Here is a 21,120-nt window from a genome sequence, read left to right as displayed (position 1 = left end):
ACGAGCTCTTCACCACACCTCCGCGGTCATATCCGCCTCATGTGGGGAACTCGCCCAACCAACCGTGCTCCAAAAGGTATTTGGGCAGGTAATCGGACTCGACATCAATCGGGATCTTCCCGTCGTACGCCAGGGAAGCGATCGCCAGGGGGCCCAGGGCGACGCTGCCGTCGATATCCGACTCCCGGTCCTCGTCCATGGTCCAGTACGCCTTGTGCAGCTTCAATGCCTCCTCCAAGGCCGGGCTGAAGCCGGCCTCGTCCTTCCGGACGAAGTGGTAGAAGAGGTTGATCGGCGGGTAGAGCACGCCGTCCAGTAGGTCGCGCGGAGCGATCGTCGCAACTGAGGGGCTCGACGCCTCAAACGTCGCAGTCAACTTCTCCACGAGGCCCGGCCGCCGCAGCCAGTACGTCTGCAGGGTGTCAACCCAGTGGTAGACGTACTCGTCGTACTCCCCCTGCGGAGATCGCAGCCGCTCCAGCGGAACCTCGCACAGTTGCGTCATCCGCTGCCTCTCACGGCAGATGACCGCCAGCCAGAAAGCAGTCAGCCACTTACCCGCATCGGCAGTCGAAAGCGGTCCGACAACCGGAAGTGTCCGCATCTTGCCGTTGATACGGCATTCAACGGTTCCCTCGCTCGAACTTGTCATGGCGAACAGCGCCGAGCCCAGCTGCATCGCATTGACGACGGCCTCCCACGTCTCGACCGCATCCGCTTGCGGATCGATGACACAGCGGGCGTTCAGCACCAGGAGTGCCGTGTCGAAGTGGGAGTTGATCAAGCCGGCAGCGCCGACGGAGTCCTCGAGACTGTCGATGCCCTTGCTCAGGTGTGTACCCAGCCGCTCCGCCAACTGCTCAGCGCTGGGCTCTGGTCGCAGGTCATGCCGGGAGATGATTGCGGTCACTAAAGAGTTCCCTTGCTGATATCGAAGCGCCGATACAGGAGGCCAGTGTACGCACCCGCGTTCCTTCCTCCCTTGACGACGACGTATTCTAGCTTCCCTTCGGCGATGGCCTTCTCAATGGCGGCAACGACCTCAACTTCGCCACGCTTCTTCATGAGGCGGAGTATGTCGTCGAAGTACTCCTTGCTTCCCTGGGAGACCTGTCTACCGCCTGGAAGGTTTCGCTTCCCCAGCCTGGTTTTATCGCTACTCTTGGCTTCGACAACGACTACTCGACCGTCCTTCCCTGTCCATACCTGGTCGAATTGGTCGTTCCCATTCTTTGGGCCGAGGAGCGTCTCATCCTTGAAGCCTGGGTAATTTTCGGCGATATAGTGGTGTCTTGCCGCTGCTTCGCCAAATTCTTCAGTCAGGTGTCCCATCTGAGTGTGGGATTCCTTGTAGGCGCCTTTTGCCTCGCCCCAGAGGGCGGCCGAATCAATGGTTCCTTGGGCTTTGTGATACTCGCCTGTTTCATTCTTCAGGCGTTCCATGAGGTTGTCCCACTGGACAGCATGGTGGCGGGCTTCGGCGGCCTTATGGAGAGTGTTACGCCGGGAAGCACTCGTAAGTGTGTCCTCTCCGAGAGGTATGTAATCCTCGTCGAGGAAATGCGGAGACGGGGGATCCGGGGCGTCCTTGGCGCGGATCCACGGGGAGTTCTTGCTTGCCCGGGTGAGCTGAGGCGGTGTGAACCCGCTCTGATCCTTGAAACTCAGCCTCTTGCGATTGCCGTTGTCCTTGTAATAATCCTCGAAATATCCGGGCTCATGGTTGGCCCGATAGACCTGGATTTCCTCGATCTGCTCCAGCGTGAGCGACCCGCGAGGCCCGTAGGGATTGGGGCCCTCCCGCATGAAGCTGGGGCGCTCAACCTTCCCTGGCCGGCTCGGGACAGCCCCGTCAGGCCTGGCCGTGGCGTTGGCGCGCGCCTGATCCAGAGCGTCAAGGCCGTTGGCGGCCCCATCACCAGAACGCGCCGAGGGAACACGCCCCGTGTCACCGGAGGTTCCCTGACCGTTGGAGCTGCTAGGACCGAGCGTGTCATTGCTCCGCGACCCGGCCGAGCCCACAACGTCGTTGTGTCCCCTACCTCGTGGAGAATCCGCCGTACCTCTGCCGGCAGGAGGCTCGTGACTGGCCTGTGGCGAAAGGTGTTCGGCCGCGTGAGCACTGGCTCCGGGCACCCGGTTCCCTGCGCCGACCAGAGCACGCTCGCGCTGGGGCGGGACTTGCTCGGAGACCGCCCGTTCGTCGGCGGATTTCTCGTGCGGCGCCGTGTCCCTGATGGGGTTGCCCTCCGCGTCGAGGCGGATGAACTCGCCGTCCTCCACGCGGACCCTGGTGCCCTCGAATTCGAGGGAGCTGTGTACCCGCTGGATCCCGGCCGTGGCGCCGACCCCGGCGCGAATCCGGGACGTGACCTCCGCGACGGTCGGCAGTTTGCTGATCGCCTTGCCGCCCACGGTGAGCCCGGCTGAGACCGGGTCGGCGTACGTGCCGATCTTCGCGCCGATCCCGGCGGCCTTCGCGCCGAGGCCCGCCTTGCCGGCGACGGAGCCGCCCCTGGCGAGTGCGCCCAGCGGTCCGGCGCCGAGCGTGAGGACGTTGAAGGTGGTGGTCCCGGCCGCCTGGACCGGGTGCTCCTCCCACTGGTCCCAGGCCACCATGGCCTTGCCGAACTCCCGGGCGGCGGCCTTCTGCCGCTTCATGGTCTCGGTGTCCTCGTCCGCGAACATGGTCTGGTCCATGGCCCAGTCCAGGGGGGTCACCAGGTAGTAACCGGTGCCCATGGCGGCATCCCCGAGGTGACCCCAGGCCTCCTTGGCCGAGCCACCGATCCCCACCAGGGCCCCCAGGCCCTTGAGGGTGGCCCCGGCGCCGTCGACGGCGAAACCGTCGTACAGGAAATTCTTCAGGTGACCTTTGAAGTCGCCGGGTGCGGTCGTCTCGCTCACCGGACTGCCCCAGGGCAACTCCTCCGCCTGCTTGAGCACATCGGCGTCGTAGCCGTACATCACGGTCTGCTCGGTCGCCTTGTGGCTTCCGTCGTCCTCGATGTACTTGGGGCCGCCCACGATCGCCGAGATCTTGTCGGCCGCCCGGCGCTCGGCGGCTCGGAAGGCGCTCTCGGCCGCGATCACGTCCGCCCACAACCCGTTGTTGCGGGCGACTTTGTCTTCGTCGTCCGTCCAGTCGTCGTCACCTTCGACGTCGGCGACGAACTTGAAGGCGTTCTCGCGCAAGGTCTTCAGCTTCTCGGCGAGCGGGCGGGCCTCGGCGGCGAAGGTGTCCAGTGCGTCGGCCACCGTCTCCAGATGGGCGGCGAAGGTGTCCGCCTCGTCCATCACCGGCTTTGTGGTGGCGAACAGGTCGTCGGCTTCCGGCGCGGTGTAGTACGCCCCCAGCATCTGGAAGCGCGAATGGACGTCGGCTCCGCCGTTCCTGATACCGATGGCGTCGCTGCGCAGCCCGGAGACATCCTTCGCCAACTGCCCCCAGTTACCGATGAACCGGGGTATGCCGGCCGGCTTGATCATGTCCACGGGCCGACACCCCTTTGGCGAGCCGTCGGCAGGAACACCGTCACATCAGGTGCCTGGCCCGCCTGTTCCTGCGCGTTCGCGGCCTGCTCCAGGTCCCCGGCCACATAGTGGTTGGTCGCTTCGACCGCGCCGTTCACCGACTTGGCCGCCCGCTTCCCGAGGAAGCGCACATCACTCTCCGTCCCCACCATGAACCGTGCCAGCGCGTCGCCGATCGGGCCGACGGGCGCGGCCCCGCAGAAGGACGTGCCGAGCGTGCCGGCCGATGCCGCCGCGCTCTCCGCGTCGGTCACGTAAGCCTTGATGTCCTTGGCCATGTCGTCCATCGCCAGCCGCACCAGCGAGGTCACCGAATTCACACCGGACGGCGAGATGTCCCACCCAGGCATGCCAAATCCCCCTACACGTCCCCGTAAAGCCGCTTCTGTCGCCCTGCCGTTCCGCGGGCCGGTCAGCCGATGTTGTCGACCGCGGCCCGCGCCCTGGCGAGCGTCGTCTGGGCGGTGCCGTCGTTCTTCTCCAAGGTGCCGCGCACCAGGCGGATGATGTCGCGCACCTCGTTCGCCGCCTTGTTCCAGCGGACTTCTTTGCCGTGGTACTCGTCCGAGACGCCGTCGGCCTGGTAGTCGGCCATCGCGGCCTTCACGGCGCGGTCGCGGTCGCCGAGGACGCGTTCGAGCTGGCCGATGATGATCTGCAGCCCGCCCTGTACGTCGGACGAGGCGCCGGTGTCGTAGGAACGACGATTCTGATTTGCCATGACAAAACAGTCCCCTGTGGCTGAGAGAAGCGTGCGTGAACGGTCGGTCGGATGCAGCTCAGCCGGAGAAGCGTGCGGCCTCGAAGTTGGCCGCACCCATGTTCTGGTGCGCGTTGTCGGCCTGCTCGTCGTCACCTGTACCGAAGGCCTCGTCCATGCCCGCCTGGCCGCCCAGGATCGAGGACAGCGCCCCGTTCAGGTCCGCGGTGATGTCGTCCGCGCGCAGCTTGAACGAGTCGAAGGTCGCCTTGCCGGCGCCGTTGAACTTGCCTTCCAGGGGCTCGGCCGCCTGGACCAGCAGATGGATCAGCGTGCCGAGATCGTCGCTGGACCCCACCGTGCTCTTCCCCAGCACCGCGAGGGTCGTATCCCCATGTCGAACTTCATGAACCCACCCCGTAACCCGTCAACTGGTTGGGCGCCCGGCCTGTTCGGTCGTCGCAGTGCGCGCACGCCCCACTCACGCCGCGTAGTGTATCGAACATACTCTCGCCTCAGGAGTTGCAGGCGCAACGCGTTAAGGGCGAGTGGCGTGATCTGCTCGGTCGCGGGCCCACTCTCTGACCGTGCGGCAGATTCAGTGATCAGGGGCGTGGTGTGCGAGGCGGCGCACAGATGGGTGGCCGTCGCCGCGACGTCTGCGAGGGCCCGCGGCACAGAACCCGGCGTATAGCCCGACTCGTCTGCCCGTCAGGGCCTCTGGGCGGCGGAGGGTTGTCGGACGAGTCCAGCGTTAGCACTCGGCCGTCATGTGCCTCCGCACCGCTGGCGGCCGCTTCGCCCCCGACCGGATCAGCTCCCCGCACCGTCCGCCACGCTCCCTCCTGTGTTCGCTTCAGGTGCCGGCTGAGCTGCTGCAGTGTCGCCCAGGGGCCTGGGTCGGTGCCGTCTCCCAGGGGGTAGTGGAGTGCGGGCCGGGCTACGGGGCCGAGTTGGGTGGGGCGGGCGCCGGTCTGTGGGTGCAGGGCGTGGTCGCGTCCGATCTCGTTCACTGTGTTCGCGCCCAGGGGCTGGGCTTCGTCGGCGCCCTAGCGGCTCCTGGGAGGGAAGGACAAGGTCCACCCGTCACTGCTCTCCGACCAGGGTGACCCGGCTCAAGGCCGTACGACTCGTACCGCTCGTGCGGCTCAACGACCACCCCACACACCCGGCACACAACACGGCTGCGATCACCACCCCGGCGAACGCCTTCCCCAGCCGCTCATCGACGGTCCGTCGCTGCCGCTGGCCACCGAACAACAGGGCATCCCGCAGACGCCGGCGCCGCACCGACACCGACTCCAGCAACTGGCTGTCGTAATCCTGCGCTGCCACCGTCATCCGCTTCTTTTTTCAGATCGTTATGGCGAATATGTGATCGGGGTTCCCCGGCTGCTCACTCTGCACCGTGCTCAGGTGTCGAATTCTCCTACCCAGCTGCGTTGCAGGAGGGCCATGGGCAGGTACTCGGACTCGACTTCGATCGGCATATCGGCATCAAAGGCCATGCATGCGATGGCTAGAGGGCCGAGAGCAATCAAGCCCTCGCCGCTCCTGGACCGGGTCTCGTCTTCGGTCCAGTATTCCTTGTGCCAGGTGACGGCCTGGGCAAGCGCTGCATTGAACGGTTCTGGATCTCGCCTCTGGTATCGATGGAAAACCTCCAAAGGCGGGTAGAGAATCTTGAGCATGAGCTGGGCGCTGGCGATATGGGGAGCTGCGGGATCGGTGCCATTGATGGCAGTGGCCAAGGTGTCCCAGGTCTCCTGGCGGCCGAACCAGGCATTCTGCAGCGTTTCCACCCACGCGTAGATGTACTCGTCGAACTCCATGCCCGAAGCGCGGAGGAACCGTACGGGCACACGAGCCAATTGGTCGAGGCGCTCGTTCTCGCGGCAGATCGCTGCCAGATAGTAGGCAGTGAGCCAGTTGCCGGCGTGCAGATAGTCCTGGGGTCCGGTCGCGGGGAGATTCTTCACCTCGCCGTGACTTCCGATACGGCAGGGGACAGGTCCTTTGGGCGCCACGCCCGAGATGAACAAGCCAGATCCGATTTGCATGGCGGTGACCCAGGCCTGCCAGGTCGGGAATTCCCGAACTGCGGGATCGGACAGGCACGACCACTTAGCGACCGTGAGTGACAGATCCAGGGCGTCGAAGCGGTCAAACTCGGAAGTCTCCAGCTCGGAGAGCGCGTCCTCAGCGTTCTTTACGATCGGTTCCATGGCTTCGGCCACGTTGTCCACGGGGAAGTCATGACGGGAAATGTTGATGGTCATATTCCCTCTTTTCTCGGTAGATCTGCGTGAGCTTTTGGGAGGGCGTCACGAAGCCGCCGACGTCGGACTGAAACCGACTCCAGCAGCTGGCTTTCGTCATCGTGGGTGGGCGCGCCAAGACCTCTATTCCGAAGGCCACTTGGGCGGCTTTGTGCTGATAGTGCATTCGACTCAGGATGCCACCATCAACCGCTCCGGAGCTCTACCCTCCCGTAGCCAGGCGACTGCTACCGTCCGCGCTACAGCCCGGTAAAGGGCGTTGTTGACGCCGTCCTCCGGCCAGGACTTTTCAGCTGCCTTGTCAAGGGTCATGTAACGCTCGGCACCCGCGCTGTCCGAGAAAGAGTAGCGAATCTCAGTTTCGTCCTCCCGCGATAGTGGGCGTGGTCCCGCCGAGCGTGCCGGCGGAGAGACGAGACCATTCTGTGCCGGTCTCGTGCGATTCTTCCCTCGCGTCGGGAGGCGCGAGCCGAGGTACTCGCTCCCCCTCGCCGCCCCGCGAGTTCAGCCGCCCGCCCGGCGGACGTGCAGGTGTCCGTCCGCCGGGTAGTCCGGTGGTGACGCCGGCACGATGTCCGTGAAGGCGTAGCCCGTCTTCTCCGCCACGCGGCACGACGCCGGGTTGGTCACCTGGTGGAGAAGTTGCAGGTGTGTCAGGCCCGTGGGGGCGAAGGTGGTAAAGGCCCAGGTCGTCAGGGTTTCCAGGGCGCGAGGGGCGATGCCTTGGCCGCGGGCGGGGACCGCCGTCCAGTAGCCGACCTCCGCCCTGGCCCTGCCGGGTGCGGTGTCCTTGAGGACCACGTGGCCCAGCAACCGGCCCTCGCCGCCGTCGCGTTCCGTTTCTAGTACGGCGAAGGCGTAGCGGGCGCCCGTGGTCCAGCTCTTCCGCTGGTGGCGGACCCAGCGCAGGCCCTCCGCTTCGGTCCTCATGGCGGGGGCCGACGCGGAGGCGTCCGCCGGGGCGCCCCGATGGCCCTCGACCAGCGCCGCTGTGTCCTCCTCGCGCCAGGGGCGGAGGGTCAGGGCCGGGGTCGTCGGCGTCGCGTCCGCCCGCAAGGTGACGGTGAAGGGCAGCGGCGCGTCGGTAGGGGTGTCGGTGCTGTTCATGCCGTCCACTATCGGCTCTCCGCCCGGGAGAGACACAACGAGGTCGGGAGGCTGGAGACTCAACGAGGCCGGGAGGCCGAAGAGCGGCGGCCCGCCAAATCCCCTGTCGGTGCCAGCGCGTTGCCACCCGCGCCGGGCGTTCGGGCGATAGCGCGAAGCGGTTGGCGGGGTTGCGGAAGGAGTACTCGCCCTCCTTGACCAGGAAGCCGTGGCCGGCCGTCGTCCAGCGCGCGGGACTGGGAGTCCCTTGAGTCGCCAGGAGAGCGACGGCGAGACGCTCGGGGTCCCGCACGCCCGTGCGGGACCGTAGCGCGGCCGCCAGTCGGGCAACGGCATCGGCGGGCACCTCGTGGTCGCCGAACGCGGGCAGCAGGGGCAGCAGGCGGGTATGGGGATCGGCGGTGCTGCCGCCGGGCAGCGCCTGGTCTGCCGCCCCCACGAGTTCGGGCCAGCAAAGGCCGGGTTCCATGAGATGACCGTCGCCGCGGGCGAGAAGCTCGGCCCGGTCCCGGTCGGGGGGATGGAGGAGGTAGTCGGTCCGGGGGCGTCCGCGATGGTGCGGTACACCACGTGGATACGGTGATCAGCGGCGAGCGCGACAGTGCAGGCCGACCACTCGGCCCGCGCCCCCACAGCCGCCGCTGGAAGCTGACGGCCGCGTCGTGGTCCGCGCCGAACAGCAGTTCCTCGACCTTCTCACCCCGGGCGCATGAAGAGGCCCCGGGCACATGAGGACACCCCGGGCGCATGAGGGCACCCCGAGCACATGAAGAGAGGTGCACCAGCTAGAACAGAGGGTCGTCCAGGAGGCCGGCCTGGCAGGGGGCAGGGCCACCGCCGTACCCCGGTACCCGGGCCGGGCACAGGTCTGCGCTTCGCCTCACGGGGGACCTCATGCCGCGCCCGCCCTCCGTAGCCCCGTCCTCAGGACCCCGGCCGCACCCCCGGCGACGACATCGCCGCCACGTCCTCCATCATGCTCAGCCGGATCAGGTGCGCCACCGTCGGCGCCGTGCGCTTGCTGCGGATGCGGCGCAGGTACGTGCTCACCGTGTGGACGCTGATGCCCAGGCGCCGTGCCACCTGCTTGTGGGAGAGGCCCGCCGCGATGTGCGCCAGCACCTGACGCTCTCGGTGGGACAGCGCCGGGGCGCTCTGCGGGCGGCTGGTTGCTGGCATGTTCCCTCCGGGAGGGACTGGCTACTGGCGACTTCTACGAGGCTGTGACCGCGACTCGGTTTGATCTAACCATGGCCGTGCGGAAACAGAAAGGAATCCCCGCGACCCTCCCCGCGACCCCGCAGGAGCAGCCGCGGGAGTGCCGTAGCCGGGCCGTAGGAGTGCCCCGGGAATCCCCTAGCCGTTCCGTACGCGTCCCGTAGGGGCTCCGCGCTACAGAGTCCCTTCCGGCCTGTCAAGTCACCAACTCGGGTGACTTTAGGCGCGCTTCGGGGCGGGTGAGTGTGAAGCCGCAGTGCAAGACCGGCGCAAAAGCGGCAGCCGGGCCGGTACCGGGCCGGTGCCGGCCGGTACAGAGGCGGACCAGGGGGAACGTTGAGGCACTTTCGCCTGCTCGTCGTGGGTAACGGCGTCTCGGCGTACGGCAGTTACCTGAACATGGTCGCCCTCAACGTCTTCATCTACGAGGTGACCGACAGTGCCCTGGCCGCCGGGCTGTTCATGGCCGTACGTCTCATGACCAGCGTCGTATCCGGCTTTGTGAGCGGACGGCTGGTCTCGGCGTACGACCGCAAGAGGTTGATGGTCGGCGCCGATCTCACGCAGTGCCTCGCCATGGTAACGCTGCTGATCGCTCCCGAGGCCGGGCGGGCGGGGCTGCTGTACGTCCTCGCCGTCGTCACCGGGTTCTGCTCGACCCTCTCGGGCGTCGCCCTGCGCAGCAGCATCCCGGAGATCGTCGGCAGTGAGCTGCGGGTCCGGGCCAACTCGCTGCTCGCGACCGGGCGTTCACTGGCGATGATCGCCGGGTTCGCCTCGGCGGGTCTCGTGGTCGCGCAGTTCGGCTACGTCGCCGCCATCTCCCTCGACGCCGCCTCCTTCGCGGTGTCGGCCAGCGTCCTCCTCGCCCTGCCGATCCGTACGAAGGCCGCCGGGCCGGAAGAAGGCGACTCCGGGGGCGGGAAACCGGAAGAAGGCGACTCCGGGGGCGAGAAACCGGAAGAACGCGAACCCGGGGGCGAGAAAGCCGCGCGGCGGCGGCAGGCCGGGTCGCTGCTGTTGCTGCGCGCCGCCCCCGTACTCGCCGTCATGATCGCCGTCAGGGCCGCCGACGGCCTCGGGTCGTCGTCCCACAACGTCGCCCTGCCCGTCTACTCCAGCGCCCTCGACCCGGCCCACCCGGCCACGTTCGTCAGCCAGTTCTGGGCCACCTGGGCCATCGGCAACATCGTCATGCAGCAGGTGTGCGGCCGGTGGGCCGGGCGCGGCGGGCGGCAGGGCCCCGGGGAGCGGGCCTTCGCGATCGGGGCCTGCGTGATGTCGGCCGCGTTCATCGTGGTCTTCGTCGGACTGCCCACGGGCGTGGCCGTCGCGGCGGCCCTGGTGGCGGGCATGGCCGACGGGCTCACCGAGATCGCCTACGTCAGCCGGCTCCAGGCGGCCCCCGACGCGCAGCGCGGCCGGCTCTTCGGTCTCTCCGCCTCCGTCGAGAACACCGGCTTCGGCCTCGGGATGCTCGTGAGCGGCGCGCTCCTCGACCACTTCCGTCCGCTGCACGTCGTGGGCCTGCTGCACGGGGCGGCGATCGTCCTGTGCCTCGCCATGTTCGTCGTGCTGGTGCGGTACGGCCGCCGGGAGCGGCCCCCGGCCGACGCGGCGCGAGAACGCGACGTGCCGTCGTCCGTAGAGAGCGAGGCCCGATGACCACCGCCGCCCCCGGCGCCACCCCCGACGCGGTGGCCGTCGTAGGAATGTCCTTCCGGCTGCCCGGCGCGGACACCCCCGAGGAGTACTGGCGCACGATCCGCGACGGCGCCGACCGCATCCGCCGCTTCACCGAGGCCGAACTCGCCGCGGCCGGGGTGCCCGAGGAGCAGTACCGCGCCGACGAATTCGTCGGGGCCAGCGGCGTCCTGGAGAACATCGCGGGCTTCGACGCGGGCTTCTTCGGCATGAGCGCGCACGAGGCCCGCATCACCGACCCCCAGCAGCGACTCTTCCTGGAGTGCGTCCACCACGCCCTGGAGAACGCCGGGTACGCGGGAGGGGAGGCGGGGGACGGCCGCCAGGTGGGTGTCTACGCCAGCACCGGCTACCACCTGTACTCCCTCCAGACCTACCTCCAGCACAACGTCCTGCCGGGCGGCGTGGCCGACTGGGTGGCCGGGCTCCAGGTCACCGTCGGGAACTTCACCGACTTCACCGCCAGCCGCGCCGCGTACCGTCTCGGCCTGACCGGGCCCGCCCTCAACGTCCAGACGGCGTGCTCCAGTTCGCTGACGGCGGTGTACCTCGCCGCGCAGTCCGTCGTCCACGGCGAGTGCGACATCGCGGTGGCCGGGGCCACCGCCATCCACGTGCCGCAGGTCGTCGGCTACCAGTACGTCAAGGGCTCCATCCTCTCCAAGAGCGGCTGCCTGCGGCCCTTCGACGCCGACGCCGACGGCACCGTCGGCGGCACGGGCGTCGCGGCCGTCGTCCTCAAGCGCCTCGACCGGGCCCTCGCCGACGGCGACCACATCCACGGCGTCATCCGGGGCTGGGGCGTCAACAACGACGGTGCCGACAAGCGGGCGTTCAGCGCGCCCAGCGCCGACGGCCAGCGCGGCGCCATCCGGCGCGCCCTGGAACGGGCGGGCGTCGGCGCGGACACCATCGGCTACCTGGAGACCCATGGCACCGGCACCTTCAAGGGCGACCCCATCGAGTTCGAGGGCGCCACCGCCGCCTTCCGCGCCGACACCGACCGCACCGGCTACTGCGCGCTCGGCTCGGTCAAGGCCAACATCGGGCACCTGGACGTGTGTTCGGGCCTGGCGAGCCTCATCAAGGCGCTGCTCGTGCTGCGGCACGGCGTCATCCCTCCGATGGCGGGCTTCCGCCGCCCGAACCCCGCCCTCGACCTCGCCGCCAGCCCGTTCTACATCCCCGACACCGCACGGCCCTGGCCCCGCGGCGACACCCCCCGCCGGGCCTGCGTCAGCTCCTTCGGCGTCGGCGGCACCAACGTCCACGTCGTCCTGGAAGAGGCCCCCGAGCCAACGCCCCGCCCCACCACCGGCACCCCACCGCCCCCGGACGTCCTCGTCGTCTCCGGCCACACCGAGGCCGCGCTCACCGACAACGCCCGGGCCCTGCGCGACCACCTGCGCGCCCACCCCGGCACGCACCCCGCCGACGTCGTGACGACGCTGGCGCTCGGCCGCGCCCACCGCAGGCACCGCCTCGCGGTCCGCGGCGACACGGTGGCCGCGTTCACCGCCGCCCTCGACGCCTGGCTGGCGGCCCCGCCACCGGCGGCGACCGGGACGGACGGGGCCGACACCGGGTTCCTCTTCACGGGACAGGGCAGCCTCCACCGGGGCGCGGCAAGCCACCTCCACGAGCGTTTCCCCGTCGTACGCGAGGTCCTGGCGGCCTGCGAGCGGCAGTACGCCGCGCTCACCGGTGGCGACAGCCTGCTGACCCCACTGCTGGGCCAGGAAGCGGACGCCGGGACCGAGCAGCCCTGGCCCACCGAAGTGGCACAGCCCGCGCTCTTCGCCCTCCAGTGCGCGCTGGTCCGCCTGTGGCAGGACGCCGGGATCACGCCGCGCGTGGTGGCCGGGCACAGTGTGGGGGAGTACGCGGCGCTGTACGCGGCCGGGGCGCTCGGCATCGAGGACGGGCTGCGCCTGACGGCCGGGCGCGGCGCGCTCATGCGCGGCCACTGCGCGCCCGGCATGATGCTCGCGGTCCCGGTCGAGGCGCGCGAGGCCGGGGAACTGGCCGCCGAGGTGCCCGGCGTGGAACTCGCCGTCGTTAACGGCCCGCGCAGCCAGGTCCTCGCGGGCCCGGCCCCGGCCATGGCCCGCCTGAAGGCGCTGCTGGCCGCGCGCGGAGTCCCGGCGCGGGAGCTGCCGGTGCGGCACGCGTTCCACACGGCGCTGATGGACCCGGCCCTCGACGGGCTGCGCGAGCTGTGCGCCGAGGTGGAGTTCAGGCCGGTCGAGGTGGCGTTCGTGAGCGGCGTCGACGGACGCACCCGGCCGCCGGGCTGGCTCCCGGACACCGACTACGTCGTACGGCAGACGCGTCACCCGGTGAGATTCGCCGACGCCCTGCACGACCTCGCCACGTCGCACCCGGCCACCGCCACGCTCCTGGAGCTGGGCCCGCACACCACACTCAGCGGTCTCGCCCGGCGGGCGCTGCCGGACCGGGCGGCGTATCCGACGCTGCGGCGCGGGGCCGGACTCACCCCGCTGTGGGACGCGGCGGCCGGCCTCCACCGGGCCGGGGCGCCGGTCGACTGGCGGGCCTTCATGGGCGGGGCGGGCCGCAGGGTCCCCCTGCCCGGCTACCGCTTCCAGCACAAGGACTACTGGACAGGGCCGGAGAACCACCTTCCCCGGCCCGCACAACCGGCAAGGGATGGGGCCGAAGTGGCACAGGACGAGGCAGCGGTCGAGCGCGTGCTCCAGCACATCATCAAGGTCACGGCGCAACACCTCAGCTATGACACGAGCGAGATAGCCGAGGACGCTTCCTTCTTCGACCTCGGCGCGGACTCGCTGCAGATGATCGGCGTACTGCGGGAGCTGGAGGAGGAGCACCGCGTCAAGGTGTCGATGCGGGAGCTGTTCGAGGAGGCGGGGTCGGCGAGAGGGCTGGCGCTGATCATCGTGCGGAAGATGGGAGGGGCGGGGGCGACGCCCACGTCTGAACCGCCTACAACTGAGCCGCCCGCGCCTGAGCCGCCCACACTTGCCCCGCCCGCGCCCGCGCCCGCGCCCGTAGCGGCGGCTTCGCCGACGGTCCCGGAGCCGCCCGCCCCGGTCACCGCCCCCGCCCCCGTCGCCGGGACCGAGTACGCCACCCGCCAGGAGGTCGAGGACCTCGTACGCCAGGTGCACCAGCTCTCCCAGATGCAGCTCCAGCTGATGGGCCAGCTCTCCCAGCTGCTGGCGGCCCAGACCGCGCAGACCGCCCAGACCGCACAGGCCACCCAGAGCGCCCGGGCGGACCGATGAACGCCCCCCGGCACTCCGTCTCCGCGGCGGTCGACGAGGATCTCGCCGCGATGGCCGAGCTGTCGCGGCGCATCGCCGAACAGATGGGCGGACCGGCGCCGGCACCCCCCGCCGAGGCCGCCCGTCCTGCCCAGCACGGCCCCCGCCTGGAGGTGGCCCGCACCTCCGGCATGGTCCGCGGCGGCTCGCCCGAGTCCCAGCGGGCCCACCTCGACGACCTCGTACGCCGCTACACCGCGAAGACGCCCACCTCGAAGCGGATCGCTCAGCGCTACCGCCGGGTGCTCGCCGACAGCCGGGCCGCGGTCGGCTTCCGCAGCGCCACCAAGGAGATGCTGTACCCGATCGCGGGGCGGCGGGCCAAGGGCTCGTGGCTGGAGGACATCGACGGCAACCGCTACGTCGACATCACCATGGGCTTCGGCGTCCTGCTCTTCGGCCACGAGCCGGACTTCGTCACCGAGGCCGTGCGCGAGCACCTGTCGCGCGGCATCCAGCTCGGCCCTCGCAACGTCGAGACCGGTGAGGCCGCCGAACTGCTCGCCGAGCTGACCGGCATGGAGCGGGTCGCCTTCGCCAACTCCGGTACGGAGGCGAACTCCGCCGCCATCCGCCTGGCTCGCGCCGCCACGAAACGCTCCCGCATCATCACCTTCGAGGGCGCCTACCACGGCCACAACGACAACGTCCTCGGCCGCTCCCCGCAGACCGGCGGCGAGGGCCTCACCACCGTCCCCATGTCCGCGGGCGTCCCGCAGAACGCCGTCGCGGACCTGCTGGTCCTGCCCTACGGCAGCGAGGAGAGCCTCGCCGTCATCGAGCGGCAGGCGGGCGACATCGCGGCCGTCGTCGTCGAGCCGGTGCAGAGCCGCCACCCCTCGCTCCAGCCCGCGGCCTTCGTGCGGCGGCTGCGCGAGCTGACCGCGCGGCACGGCATCGTCCTGCTCTTCGACGAGATGCTGACCGGCTTCCGCCCCGCCCCGCGCGGCGCCCAGGAGCTGTACGGCGTCACCCCCGACCTGGCCACCTACGGCAAACTGCTCGGCGGCGGCTTCCCCATCGGGGCCATCGCGGGCCGCGCCGACATCATGGACGGCGTCGACGGCGGGTACTGGAGCTACGGGGACGACAGCTACCCGGCGGCCGACACGACGTTCTTCGGCGGCACCTACATCCAGCACCCCGTGTCGATGGTCGCCGCCCGCGCCGTGCTTGCCCACCTCAAGGAGCACAGCCCCCGGCTCCAGGAGCGGCTGAACGCCCGCACCGACGAACTGGCCCGCACCCTCAACTCCTTCTTCGAGGAGGAGGAGTTCGCGCTGAGCATGAGCCACTTCGGCTCGATGTTCCGCTTCGAGCACCGCGCCGACATGGAGCTGCTCTACCACCACCTCATGCTCCGCGGCGTGCACGTGTGGGAGTGGCGCAACTTCTTCCTCTCCACCGAACACACCGACGGCGACATCGAGTTCGTCGCAGACGCGGTGAAGGGTTCCTTGCGGGAGCTGCGCGACGCCGGCTTCTTCCGTACGAAGGCGAGGGCACTCCCGGCCGCCCAGGTGCCGGCAAAGCCGACGCCCAAGCCGGCACCCGAGCCGACGCCCAAGCCGCAGGCCATGGCCTGGAACGGCGCCGCGGCCGCCGCCACCGCCCCCGCCCGGCCCACGGCGCCCCGCACCCGCCCCCTCGACTTCGGCGTCTACTTCTTCGGCGACTACCCGCAGGACGAGAACAGCCCCCGGCACGGCAAGTACGACCACCTCCTGGAGACCGCCCGCTTCGCCGACCGCAACGGCTTCCACTCCCTGTGGATTCCGGAGCGGCACTTCCACTCCTTCGGCGGCCTCTTCCCCAACCCGGCCGTGCTCGCCGCCGCGCTCGCCCGCGAGACCGACCGCGTCCGCATCAACGCGGGCTCCGTCGTGCTGCCGCTGCACGACCCGATCCGCGTCGCCGAGGAATGGTCGATGGTCGACAACCTCTCCGGCGGCCGGATCGGCATCGGCTGCGCCAGCGGGTGGCACGCCAACGACTTCGTCTTCTTCCCCGAGCGGTTCGGCACCCACAAGGAGACGATGTACGAACAGGTCGCCCAGGTGCGGCAGTTGTGGCGCGGCGAGCCCGTGCGCCGCACCACCGGCGCCGGGGAGAACGACCTGAGCCTGTTCCCGCGGCCCGTCCAGGACACCCCGCCCATGTACACGGCCGTCGTCGGCAACCCGGCCTCGTACGAACTGGCCGCCCGCCACGACCTGGGCATCGTCACCAACCTCATGACGCAGGGCGTCGAGCAGCTGCGCGAGAACATCGCCCTGTACCGCCGTACGCGTGCCGCGCACGGCCTCGACCCGGACGCGGGGCACGTCGCCGTGCTCCTGCACACCTACCTCGCCGACGACCACGCGGCCGCCCGCGCCGAGGCCCGCGAGCCGCTCTCCCGGTACATGCGGGCGTCCCTGTCCCTGTTCGGCGGGGTCGCCAACAGCCTCGGCCACCAGGTCGACCTGTCGGCGATGTCGGAGGACGACCTCGATGTCGTCTTCCGCCGCGCCTACGACCGCTACTGCGACCAGCGGGCCCTGATCGGCAGCCCCGAGAGCGTGCGGCCCGTCGTCGACGAGGTGCGCGCCGCGGGCGCCGACGAGGTCGTCGCGCTGGTCGACTTCGGCGTGGAGCCCACCGCGATGCGGGCCGGCCTGGTCCACCTCGACGCGCTGCGCCGCTCCTGCACGGCGGCCGCGCCCGCACCGGCCACCCCGGAGCCCGACCCCGGCGCGCCCCTCTCGCCCGGCCAGCAACGCGTCTGGTTCCTGGAGCGGATGCTCCCCGGCCGCACCGCGTACAACGAGACCAAGGCCATCGACCTCGAAGGCCCCCTGGACGTCACCGCCCTGCGCGGCGCCCTGCGCGCGCTGGTCGAACGGCACGAGCAGCTGCGCACGGTCTTCCGTGAAGTGGCCGATGAAGCGCGGCAGTTCACGCGGCCTCCCGGCGAGCCGGACTTCGCGGTCGTCGACGGGACGGCCCCCGGCACCGACGCGGTCGCCGACACCCTCAAGGCCGAGAGCGAGCGCCGCTTCGACCTGGCGGAGGGACCGCTGTTCGTCACACGGCTGGTCCGGCTGGGCGCCGAGCGGCACGTCCTGGTCCTGTCCCTGCACCACATCGTGATGGACGCGGCGTCGGCCGCCGTCCTCGCCCGCGACCTCTCCGCCCTCTACCGCGCGCACCTCCCGGGCGCCCCGGCCGCCGACCTGCCCGCCCTCACCCACACCTACGCCGACCACGCCCGCCGCCAGCTCGACTCGCTCGGCAGCGCGAAGGCGGCGGAGGACCTCGCGTACTGGAAGAAGGCGCTCCACGGCGAGCTGCCGGTCCTCGCCCTGCCCACCGACCGGCCGCGGCCCGCCGTCATGACGTCGAACGGCCGCGCCCTGTTCCGCACGCTGTCCCCCGAACTGTCACAGCGGGTGCGGAAGTTCGGTCGCGAGCGGCGCAGCACCCTCTTCATGACGCTGCTCGCCGGATACGCCGCCGCGCTGGGCCGCGTCACCGGCCAGGACGACCTCGTCGTCGGCACCCCCATGTCGGACCGCACCCCGCCGTACGAGGACGTCGTCGGGTTCTTCGTGAACACCCTGGCGCTGCGCCTGGACCTGTCCGGCGACCCGGACTTCGGCACGCTGCTGGACCGGGTGCGAGCGGTCGCCCTGGACGCGTACGACCACGCGGACGTGCCCTTCGAGGCCGTCGTCCGGGAGCTGGACCCCGCGCGGGCACTCGACCGGACGCCCGTCTTCCAGACGCTCGCCGAGTTCGAGCCGGGCGACCCCTTCCGCTTCGACCTGCCGGGGGTGCGGGCGACACCGCTCGACTCCGGTCCCGACAAGGCGCTGACCGACCTCAGCGTGTACTTCACCGACCAGCCGGACGGCATCCGCTGCCACCTGGAGTACCACACCGACCTGTTCGACGAGGCGACGATCGACGCGCTCTTCGGGACGTTCCGTGGCGTCCTCGCGGAAGCGGTGGGCGAGGCCCGCTCGGGAGCCGTCCCCGAAGCGTGGCGGCGCGGACGCGTGCGGCAGCGCACCCGCAGCACCGTCCACGCCCTGGCGTCCCGGTGGGCCGAGGCGGCCCCCGGCCGCACCGCCGTGATCAGCGGCTGCGAGTCGCTGACCTACCGCGAGCTGGACGAGCGCGCCGAACGGCTCGCGGCGGTCCTGCGCGCGCGGGATGCCGGCGGCGCGCCGGTCGCCCTGTGGCTGCCGCGCGGCACCGGCCTGGTCGTCGCCATGCTCGCCGCGCTCAAGTCGGGCCACGGCTATGTACCGCTGGACCCCGGCCAGGGCAGGGCCCGCGCCGAGACGATCCTCGCGGAGAGCGGCGCCCGCGTCCTCGTGGTCGACGGCGACGAACCCGCGGACGCCCGGCCGACGCCCCCGCCCGGCACGGCCGTGGTCGACGTGGCCGCCGCACCCGCACCGGAGGACGACGACCACGCCCCGCTCCTCCCCGCGCCCGGCCCCGACTCCCTCTGCTGCGCCATCTACACCTCCGGCAGCACCGGCACCCCCAAGGGCGTGGCCGTGCCGCACCGGGCCGTGGTGGACCTGTGCCAGTGGCACCACGAGCGCTTCGGATTCACCGCGGACGACCGCTCCGCCGCCGTGTGCAGCCAGGGCTTCGACGCCGCCGTCCTGGAGATCTGGCCCGCGCTGACCGCCGGCGCCACGGTCGTCGTCGCCGACGAGACGGTCCGCAAGGACCCCGCCGCCCTGGCCCGCTGGTACCGGGACCGGCGGATCACCTTCTCCATCCTGCCCACCGCCCTCGGCGAGGCGGTCCTCGCGCTGCCGGACGACCTCCAGCCACCGCTGCGGCACCTGCTGCTCGGCGGTGACGTGCTGCGCACCCGGCCGCGCCCCGGCACCCCGTACGAGACGGTGAACGTGTACGGGCCCACCGAGACGACGGTGCTGTGCACGGCCCAGACGGTGGAACCCGCCCACACCCCCGGCGCACAGAACGCGCCGATCCCGATAGGCCGCCCCGTCGACAACGTCACGCTGCGGGTGCTCGACGCGCAAGGCCGCGAGGTGCCCGCCGGGGAGGTGGGTGAGCTGTACGTCGGCGGGCCGGGCGTGGCCACCGGCTATCTGGGCCGCCCCGACCTGACGGCGGAGCGCTTCGTCCGCGACCCGCTGGGCGGCACGGAGACCATGTACCGCACCGGGGACCTGGTGCGCTGGGACGCGTCGGGGGCCCTGGAGTTCCGGGGCCGCGGCGACGACCAGGTGAAGATACGGGGTTTCCGCGTCGAGCCCGAGGAGGTCACGCGCGCCCTCAGCGACCTCGCGGGCGTCGCCGAAGCGGTCGTCCTGCCCCGCCGCGACCAGCGGGGCGAGGCCCGGCTCGCCGCGTACGTCGTACCCGCGACGGCGACGGCACCGCCCCAAGAGCTGGCCGACCGCCTGACCGGGGAGCTGGCCGCCCGGCTGCCCGACCACCTGGTGCCCCGCGCCTGGGCGGTCCTGCCCGCGCTGCCGCTGTCCGGCAACGGAAAGCTGGACCGGGCCGCGCTGCCCGACCCCGCGCTCATCACCTCGCCCACCGGTCCGGGCGGGCCCCGGCAGGCGCCGCCCACCGCCGCTCCCGCGCGCCGCGCGCCGAGCGACGTCGAGGCGCGCCTGCGGGAGCTGTGGGCCGCGGAGTTCGAGCTGGACGCGGGCGCGGTCGGCCCCGACGCCTCCTTCTTCGAGCTGGGCGGCCACTCCCTCACGGCGATCCGCCTGGCCAACAGGGTGCGGGAGGAGTTCGGCGTCGAGTACCCCGTCGCCCGCTTCTACGAGGACCCCACGCTGCGCGCGATGGCGGCGTATCTGCGAGGCGGCGCCGAGACCGGTGGCGAGGTGCTCACCAGCGCCCCCGTCACCGCTCAGCAGAGCGCCTTCATCACCCGGCACCTGACCCATCCCCGCCCGCAGATCTACAACGTGGCCATGCGCCTCACCTTCACGGGCACGCTGGACATCCCCGCCCTGCGCACCGCGCTGACCGGGCTGGTCGCCCGGCACGAGGCGCTGCGCACCCGGCTCGTGGAGGACGCGGGCGCGGGGGAGTGGCGGCAGGAGGTACTGCGCCCCCGGCCGGTCGAGCTGCCCGAGGAGGACCTTCTCGCGCGCCTCGGCTCGGTGGCGCGGGCGGCGGCGGAGGGGGAGCGCCTGGCGGCGGAGACAGCCGCGGTGCCTTTCGACATCCGCGCCGAACTGGCGCCCGTCTTCCGGCTCTTGCGCACCGGACGCGACCGCTGGGCGCTGCTCTTCGTCCTGCACCACGCCGCCTGCGACGGCTGGTCGGTCAGCGTCCTGCTGCGCGAACTGGCCGCGCTGTACCGGGCGGCGGCCACCGGGGCACCGCACGGCCTGGCGGAGAGCGTGCCGCAGCCGAGGGAGTACGCGCGCTGGCAGCGGGAGCACAGCCGCACCCAGGACCGGGGCCGCCTGGTCGACTACTGGGCGCGGCAGCTGGAGGGAGCGCCCTTCGCCATGCCGCTGCCGCTGGACCGGCCCCGCCCGAAGGAGCTGAGCGGCGCGGGTGACGTGGTGCTGTTCACGGTGGAGCGGGACGTGCGGGCCGGGGTGGAGGCGATGGCGCGGCGGCACCGCACCACGCCGTTCGTGGTGACGGCGGCGGCTCTGGCACGGCTGATCGGGAAGGTGACGGGGGAGCCGGACGTGGTCCTCGCCATCTCCTACGCCAACCGCGAGCGGCGGGAGTTCGAGGCGCTCGCGGCCTGTACCGTCTCCTCCTTCACGCTGCGCGTGCGCGGCGGCGAGGCCGCCTCGTTCGGGGCGCTGGTGGACCAGGTGGCGCGCGGCGCGGTCGGGGCCATCGACCACGCCGCGCCGATCCGGGCGGTGGCGGCGGAGCTGCGCGAGGCGCTCGGCACCGAGGTCCCGGACCGGCTGCCGCTCGGCTTCCAGTACCAGAGTTCGCTGGAGACGGACATCGAGCTGCCGGGGGTGACCACGGCGGTGGAGGACCTCGCCGTGCCGGGCGCGCGCTCGGAGTTCAACTTCGGTCTGATCCCCACGGGCGTCGTCCTCTCCGGCTACCTGGAGTACTCGACCGACCTGTGGGACCGCGCCACGGTCGAGGCGTGGACCGGTGCGTACGTCGATCTGTTGGCCGAGGAAGTCGCCGCCGCGACGGACGGGGAGGGCTAGCGGCTGGTGCGGCCAGATTTGGTCGTGACATGTCAATAATCATGGGGGCCTGCCTTGTCACCTCCGGTGGCCTGTGCCTC

At 70.9% G+C, this 21,120-nt stretch carries 12 protein-coding genes and 1 pseudogene; 3 read left to right on the top strand and 10 right to left on the bottom strand.

What is annotated here, in order from left to right; all coding sequences use genetic code 11:
• Positions 1–37: 37 nt before the first annotated feature.
• From J2N69_RS10075 to J2N69_RS10030, 10 genes and pseudogenes are all read right to left on the bottom strand, one after another.
• On the bottom strand, positions 38–910 hold the full coding sequence (locus J2N69_RS10075; RefSeq protein WP_230900430.1) for an immunity 49 family protein: 873 nt from the start codon (positions 908–910) through the stop codon (positions 38–40).
• A complete protein-coding gene (locus J2N69_RS10070) occupies positions 910–3,489 on the bottom strand; it encodes a hypothetical protein (RefSeq protein WP_230904661.1) in 2,580 nt (859 codons plus the stop codon). The genes J2N69_RS10075 and J2N69_RS10070 overlap by 1 nt, the downstream gene beginning before the upstream one ends.
• Positions 3,486–3,884, bottom strand: a complete 399-nt coding sequence (locus J2N69_RS10065; RefSeq protein ID WP_230900429.1) for a DUF6507 family protein — start codon at positions 3,882–3,884, stop codon at positions 3,486–3,488. The genes J2N69_RS10070 and J2N69_RS10065 overlap by 4 nt, the downstream gene beginning before the upstream one ends.
• 62 nt (positions 3,885–3,946) lie before the next feature.
• Positions 3,947–4,255 carry a pore-forming ESAT-6 family protein gene (locus J2N69_RS10060; RefSeq protein WP_230900428.1) on the bottom strand — a complete coding sequence of 103 codons (309 nt, stop codon included), beginning with the start codon at positions 4,253–4,255 and terminating at the stop codon, positions 3,947–3,949.
• A 58-nt stretch (positions 4,256–4,313) separates the two neighbouring features.
• Positions 4,314–4,642, bottom strand: a pseudogene (locus J2N69_RS10055) (hypothetical protein).
• Between the two features lie 197 nt (positions 4,643–4,839).
• On the bottom strand, positions 4,840–5,262 hold the full coding sequence (locus tag J2N69_RS10050; RefSeq protein WP_269075664.1) for a DUF6177 family protein: 423 nt from the start codon (positions 5,260–5,262) through the stop codon (positions 4,840–4,842).
• Positions 5,263–5,320: 58 nt separating this feature from the next.
• Positions 5,321–5,569, bottom strand: coding sequence for a hypothetical protein (locus J2N69_RS10045; protein WP_230900426.1), 249 nt, complete (start codon positions 5,567–5,569; stop codon positions 5,321–5,323).
• 77 nt (positions 5,570–5,646) lie between these two features.
• A complete protein-coding gene (locus J2N69_RS10040; protein ID WP_230900425.1) occupies positions 5,647–6,513 on the bottom strand; it encodes an immunity 49 family protein in 867 nt (288 codons plus the stop codon).
• A 504-nt stretch (positions 6,514–7,017) separates the two neighbouring features.
• Positions 7,018–7,620, bottom strand: a complete 603-nt coding sequence (locus J2N69_RS10035; RefSeq protein WP_230900424.1) for a GNAT family N-acetyltransferase — start codon at positions 7,618–7,620, stop codon at positions 7,018–7,020.
• 924 nt (positions 7,621–8,544) lie between these two features.
• Positions 8,545–8,799 (bottom strand): response regulator transcription factor, encoded by a 255-nt coding sequence (locus tag J2N69_RS10030; protein ID WP_230900423.1) that lies wholly within the window; start codon positions 8,797–8,799, stop codon positions 8,545–8,547.
• Positions 8,800–9,174: 375 nt separating this feature from the next.
• On the opposite strand from J2N69_RS10030, the gene J2N69_RS10025 reads away from it, so the two are divergent.
• From J2N69_RS10025 to J2N69_RS10015, 3 genes are read left to right on the top strand one after another with little or no spacing between them, the layout of a single operon-like run.
• Entirely contained in the window at positions 9,175–10,503 is a 1,329-nt protein-coding gene (locus J2N69_RS10025; protein ID WP_230900422.1) for an MFS transporter, read from the top strand.
• A complete protein-coding gene (locus tag J2N69_RS10020; RefSeq protein WP_230900421.1) occupies positions 10,500–13,811 on the top strand; it encodes a type I polyketide synthase in 3,312 nt (1,103 codons plus the stop codon). Before J2N69_RS10025 ends, J2N69_RS10020 begins: the two co-directional genes overlap by 4 nt.
• Entirely contained in the window at positions 13,808–21,040 is a 7,233-nt protein-coding gene (locus J2N69_RS10015; RefSeq protein WP_230900420.1) for a non-ribosomal peptide synthetase, read from the top strand. The genes J2N69_RS10020 and J2N69_RS10015 overlap by 4 nt, the downstream gene beginning before the upstream one ends.
• The last annotated feature ends 80 nt before the right edge of the window (positions 21,041–21,120 follow it).

Source organism: Streptomyces huasconensis, assembly GCF_021028635.1.
Taxonomy (GTDB): Bacteria; Actinomycetota; Actinomycetes; order Streptomycetales; family Streptomycetaceae; genus Streptomyces; species Streptomyces huasconensis.
This window is presented reverse-complemented; position numbering and strand designations above follow the sequence as displayed.